Origin of the sequence: Shewanella sp. Isolate13 (assembly GCF_022398325.1) — a bacterium.
In the GTDB taxonomy this organism is placed as follows: domain Bacteria; phylum Pseudomonadota; class Gammaproteobacteria; order Enterobacterales; family Shewanellaceae; genus Shewanella.
Map to the genome: position 1 here is coordinate 1 of NZ_JAKEVD010000065.1, position 6,154 is coordinate 6,154.

General features: G+C 45.0%; 5 protein-coding genes. 1 reads left to right on the top strand and 4 read right to left on the bottom strand.

The window, feature by feature from the left end; translation table 11 throughout:
- Window positions 1-96: 96 nt before the first annotated feature.
- Both L1D44_RS21485 and L1D44_RS21490 read right to left on the bottom strand, forming a co-directional pair.
- On the bottom strand, window positions 97-1,389 hold the full coding sequence (locus tag L1D44_RS21485; protein ID WP_239893237.1) for a methyltransferase: 1,293 nt from the start codon (window positions 1,387-1,389) through the stop codon (window positions 97-99).
- Between the two features lie 102 nt (window positions 1,390-1,491).
- Window positions 1,492-2,670: a chemotaxis protein gene (locus tag L1D44_RS21490; protein WP_239893238.1), complete on the bottom strand. Its 1,179-nt coding sequence runs from the start codon at window positions 2,668-2,670 to the stop codon at window positions 1,492-1,494.
- 255 nt (window positions 2,671-2,925) lie between these two features.
- On the opposite strand from L1D44_RS21490, the gene L1D44_RS21495 reads away from it, so the two are divergent.
- Entirely contained in the window at window positions 2,926-3,165 is a 240-nt protein-coding gene (locus L1D44_RS21495) for a DUF1289 domain-containing protein (RefSeq protein ID WP_239893239.1), read from the top strand.
- A 76-nt stretch (window positions 3,166-3,241) separates the two neighbouring features.
- Here L1D44_RS21495 and L1D44_RS21500 read toward each other — a convergent pair whose 3' ends face one another.
- Together L1D44_RS21500 and L1D44_RS21505 are read right to left on the bottom strand one after the other, a co-directional pair.
- Window positions 3,242-3,604 (bottom strand): YajD family HNH nuclease, encoded by a 363-nt coding sequence (locus L1D44_RS21500; RefSeq protein WP_202721563.1) that lies wholly within the window; start codon window positions 3,602-3,604, stop codon window positions 3,242-3,244.
- 90 nt (window positions 3,605-3,694) lie between these two features.
- The gene (locus tag L1D44_RS21505) at window positions 3,695-5,674 is read right to left on the bottom strand and encodes a BCCT family transporter (protein WP_239893240.1); all 1,980 of its coding nucleotides are present in this window, start codon (window positions 5,672-5,674) and stop codon (window positions 3,695-3,697) included.
- Between the last annotated feature and the right edge of the window lie 480 nt (window positions 5,675-6,154).

The following is a 6,154-nucleotide window of genomic DNA, read 5'->3' on the forward strand; positions in this document are numbered from 1 at the left end:
GTGTTAGTCTGGCCACGGATTCAATCACAGCTAACTTAATTACAACTTAATAAACAATTTGTTACGGCAAGATTAAATTAAGCTGATTTATATTTTCTATTTAAATGCGTGAATTAGTGCATTTCGCGGCGTAATACTGTTTGCACAAAATTCACTCAGGTTAACCTGATAACCTTGCTCCTCAAGAAAACAGACTCTATCTAGCAGCAGCCACTGCTCAAGTAACGCCCTAAAAAGGTGCGCGACTAAATCGATGCGTCTGGTTAAGCGCTGACGCTGCTCACCGATAAGCAGATACTCCTGCCAATCTATATTGAGCGGCAAACTCACACCTTTAGCATCGGCAGCCCAACGACAAAAGTCTTCGAATGTCCCCTTTAACTGGCTCTGCTTAACAGCGGGCACTGGAAGGTATTCATTAGCGCCGCGTACCTTACGCTGAAGCGCGTCGAACCCCAAGCGCCAAGCCATCTCCTGCAGGCGATACCCCTTGTGCTTGTCGTTAGCGATAACACTTTGCTGTAACGGAAGCTGCAGATCAGCACGACTCAAGGTAAGCGCGCTGGCATTAGCAACACTCGATAAGGGTTGATACTGCTTAGCTTGAATTAAGTGATAACAACAAGGGGAGATCACCAGCTGTTTGGTGCCAGCATGACTGGCATGCTTTAGTAGCGTCACGTGCAGATCGCCGCAGGCATGTAGCGCCACCGCGAGCTGCTCTGTGTGTAACTGCTCACTTTGACCTGCAAAAGCATCGGCGCAGATAAAGGTTTGCGCTAGCTTCCACTTAGCCGCAAACTGCTCACCAGCATCACAAAGGCTTTGCTGCCACTCAAGACTCACCACTTCACGTTGATGGGCTTTGGCAATCAGGCGACCTAAGTGCCCCTTACCCGCACACCACTCCAACACTGAGGTATTATCACGAGGCAGTTTTGCCACAAAGGCATTTATCTGCTGCCACTTCCGCCCCTTAATATGGGCGCTAAAATGCGGCTCATCCTCTAATGATAGTAGCGAAGGTATTGCTGTGATTGCCTGAGATACGGATTCATTTTTAACAGGCGAGCCGATGGCCGACTGGGAAAATAGCGCGAGAGGCCACTGTTGACCTTGAGCGTTAAGATCTGCAGCCAATGCCGGTAGCAATACTTCGTTAAGCCTATGTTGGCAGGCGTCAATCTGCTCCAGAGAGTCATCACTGAGCTGCCAAACCGTATTGGCTAGGCTTGGAAAGGCATCGCTCCACGGCAGCTGCTCACACTCAAAGCTTCGACTGCGCCACAAAGGCTGGCTCTGGGTCAACATCGCGTCTATCTGTTTAAGTCGCTGCTGTGCGCTCAGCTTATCGCTCTGAGACGAGGTTTGATCTGAAGTTAATGTCATCTTTTAGTCATTTACAGTTACAACATACTGCTATTAAAGCCTGAAAAAAACGGGCACCTTCAAAGGCGCCCGTTAGTTTAACATGTCATGGCCTAAATTCGTTTAGGCTTTTTGCTCGCGACTGATGCTTGTAGCTGCTTGCTTCTTAATTTGCATGCGTTTACCTAACCAGACTCCGAGACCAAGTGGCGCAAAGAATACCACCACTAAGAAAAGCACGAAGTACAAGATCAGGCTCTTTAACGTCTTAGTGATCTCCTGAAACACCACCTCTACCGTATGCTTAGACAGCTGCTCTAAATCGACAGCCGCAGCGGCGCGCTCTCTGGCGACCATAGCCTCCAGTGCCATACGTTCATTTTTCACCATCAACTCCAAAGCCTGACGCTCAACGGATAACTGCTTTAGCTTGTCATCGGTGTCAATGCTAAGTTGCTCCAGTAACGGGCTTAACTCTCTGCGCATATCGACCGCTAAGGTCTGCATCATCTCAGGACTTTGAGCCATCAACTGCTGAAACTTGGCCGAAGTATCGCTAATGCTCATCAAGGTACGCTGGATTTCATCGGCGTTAATGTTTGAATGCAGTGCGTAAAGCTCGGCTTTCCAACCTAAGATCTTAGGCATCTGCTCGGCGATCATCGCCATTCTGTCTGAGATATCACTCATCACTTCCGGTACAGTACCGAAGGTTGTCACCGCATCAAACTCGCTAATTTGATGAAACTCGAGCCACTCGGTGAACGCCGACTCACGAGCAAAAGCCATATCCTTAATCGGATTTTTAGCCACATATTGCTGCACAAATTCTTGGTTCTTCTTAAAGTTAGCCGCGCCAAACTTCTTAATGGTACGTTCAAACTGGTTGCGTAGCTTAATGCTGGTATCCACAGCAACCTGCTGCTGCTCACCAAAAAGATTCTTACCCGCACCGCTTTCAAAGAACTGCGCCATCTGCTCGGTAAACACCCAAGTATCAACCATCGCCGCCGTTGGCGAGGCCTGGAAAATAGTATGCTGCAGATTTTGCTCGGCATTAATCTTCCACATTAAGGTGTTTGATTGAATAGCGATGCTGTCAGTATTACGCTCTATCAAATCGGCTGCGCTTTCGACTTGGCTATAGAAAACAGTACTAAAGTCTCGGCTCAGTACTCGCATATTAAGCTGCTCTTTGGGCAGTGGCTCGATACCACTTTCCAGTTTAATCTCGAGCAGTGAACAAGCACTGGTAAGTAGTGCCACAACAGTCACTAAACAAAAGCGAAACAGCGTTCTCATAACTCCTCCAGAAAACACACAATTCATTGAATACTTAGATAAAAAACCAACTGGCAATTGTAGCATCTGATTAAGACATTACCTATCTCTATGTCGACTATGGGTTATTCACTTTGTTTATAAATTGAGATATAGGCAAAGATCATCAACGCCTGAGCTTGAGTATTGACACACTTTCACAGCATTCACTTGTAAGCTAATTTTAGCTAACTTAAAATCTGCCGCAAATTCGAACAACAATAAGATAGCGACCTTATGAAACAATCCCCTTGCGTAGCTAAGTGTGGCCTTAATGATGACGATTTTTGTATGGGATGTTATCGCCATATCGATGAGATCGTCGGTTGGAGCAGTGCCAGTGATGAGCAAAAAAAGCAAATCTGGCGAAAGCTGGCCGAACGAAAAGCACTGATGCAAGGCGGAGAAAACAGTGCCATTTTAAGCCGTGATAAATGGCTCGAAGCCGAAGCAAGGTTAGCAATAGATAAAGCGTAATAGCTAGCTGTTAAAAACAAAAAGAGCCGCTGATAGCGGCTCTTTTTTATTAGCTTTTTATAAAAAGCTTGGGGTGTTACTTCTTCATCATGCTTTTCAGATCGGCAAACGGGTTATAGGTCGCCGCTTCCACTTTCGTCTCTGTGGTTGAGCCATATTGGATCAACTCTTCAAACTTTGAGTGTTCATTGTCGTGACAGTAGAGGCACAACAGCTCCCAGTTCGAACCATCTGATGGGTTATTATCGTGGTTATGATCACGATGATGCACCGTCAACTCTCTTAGGTTGGCATTGTTAAATTCACGAGTACAGCGGCCACATACCCAGGGGTAAAGCTTAAGTGCCTGTTCGCGATAACCGCCCTCACGCTTTGCCTTGTACTCTCTGGCCTCTGCCAATACTTTATCTAACTTACTCTGCCCTTGATTGGTCGACATGATCTTTCTCATTAAAGTTTGTTACCTAAAGCCAATTGTATCACTGACTCTAGGGAAGTTTCACCGCAAATTAACCGTTAACCTAGTTGGTTAAGAGTTAGCTTCGCTACCTAAGTACTCTGAACTAGAGAGATGTAGGTAATGCAGGTACTTCTCATATTGAGTTACCACATCGGCTAAGATCTGCTCTTGGGTAAAGCCCATCACATCGTAATGCTGGCCACCATGCTCTAGGAATACTTCCACGCGGTAGTACTCATTTTCGCCTTCGGCCACTTCACTCTCTAACGGATTAGAGATGGTGTAAGCACGGATACGCAAGCCATAAACAAAGTCATTGTGCTCTTCACTGTGAACCACGAAGCGAATGCGATTATCAAAGTTTATGATCTCAGCCGAAATTGAGCGGCTTAAGAAGCTCTCGCATACTTTCGATAGCGCAGGTTGCGCCACCTTATCTAGGAAATCTTGCGCCTCTTGCTGACTTGGGTGAGACAGCAATACATCGATATGCGACTCCCAGCTTACGTTAGTCTTAGTGAACTGAACGCTAGTGTTGTGTGACTGTACGCTATTGATCTTTAACCAGTCATCCTTAAGCGCAATATACAGACCAAAACACATCATCAGCATTACAAGTAAGAATGGCAGTGCACTGGCAATTGCAGCAGTTTGTAGCGCCTGTAAGCCACCCGCTAACAACAATACTGATGCCACAACACCTTGCATTAGCGCCCAGAAAATACGCTGCCATACTGGTGCATCATGGTCACCACCCGATGTTAGGTTATCGATAACCAATGAGCCTGAGTCAGATGAGGTTACGAAGAAAGTCACCACCAGACACAATGCGATTGTCGACAGCAGTGTCGAGAATGGCATGTGCTCGAAGAACACGAATAATGCCACCGAAACATCTTCTGAAACGGCATCAGATAGATAAGTTCCACCATTAGAGATCACATCGATAGCGCTGTTACCAAAGCCTGTCATCCAAAGGAATGTCAGTGCAGAAGGAACAAATAATACCCCAACTAGGAATTCACGTATTGTACGACCACGAGAAACACGGGCGATAAAAGTACCTACGAATGGAGACCATGAGATCCACCAGCCCCAATAAAGTAGTGTCCAGCCACCAATCCAATCGTTCTTTTGCTCGTAGGCGTATAAGTTAAACGTCTTACCCACAATATCACTTAAATAGGCACCAGTGTTTTGTACGAATGCTTGTAGCAGTTCAACGGTAGGACCAAATAGGAGAACGAACACCAGCAATAACACTGCAAGAATAAGGTTTAGTTCACTAAGACGCTTAACCCCTTTATCTAAGCCTGAAAATACCGAAACTGTAGCAATACCGCAGACTCCGATAATCAAACAGACTTGCACAGTTGTACTCACAGGCACATCTAATAAGTAATTCAGACCAGAGTTAAGCTGGAATACACCAAAACCTAGCGATGTTGCCACACCAAACATGGTACCCAGCACCGCAAACGTGTCGACTGCGTGACCGATTGGGCCATAAATCTTTTCACCGATTAATGGATATAAGGCACTTCTTGGTAGCAGAGGTAGCTTATGACGATAAGAGAAATACGCCAAGCTCAATGCTACCACTGCATAGATAGCCCAAGCATGGATACCCCAGTGGAAGAAGGTGATCTTCATGGCATCTTTTGCCGCCTGAATGGTCAAAGGATCGGCATCAGGTGGCGCCATGTAGTGCATCACAGGCTCAGCGACACCGAAGAACATCAAACCAATCCCCATGCCAGCAGAGAACAGCATGGCAATCCAGCTCTTATAGGTGTAATCGGGTTCAGCGTGATCAGGACCTAGCTTGATATCACCGAAACGGCTGACCATCACGAAGATGATAAAAATTAGAAAGATAGCAACACCTAAGATGTAGAGCCAACCAGCTTTAAGCTCGAACCAGGATTGCGCCGTTTTGAAAATATCTTGTGATTGAGTGGGCCAAACAGCGCAAACAAACACCATTAAGGTAATTAAAATTACCGAGGAGAAAAATACAGGTGGATTAATACTCGATTTTATCGACATATAGTTACCGCGATCAATGAAGTACACACAACTATTCTAGCTTTGCCTAGGTCGGCAAGCCAGAAATCAGCGGTGCATCAGTTAATATAAGAATACACAAACGGAGTTATTTTTTTATAGTTAAACCCGTAAATGATACTCACCTTAAGAATGTTTATAAAACCTAGAGGCTTATCTTGAATATAGATGAGACTTTTGATTAATTAACATCTAACACCAATCATGGTAAATAATGGCTTTGGCTCATATAACTTAAGCTAATAAAAAGATAAGCACTTACTTACCCTGAAAGGCATATAAATCACATTGAATAGCCCAACATAAGAACGCCGAATATCGGCTTGTTCAGCTATTAAATAGGATTTAGCTCACAGGTTATAACAACACAATTTTCACTTGCACTATACATTATTTCCCGAGTTAATGTTTTCGTCTAGATCTAAGAAACGAAAAAAGCAGCTTATCGCTGCTTTTTTGTAT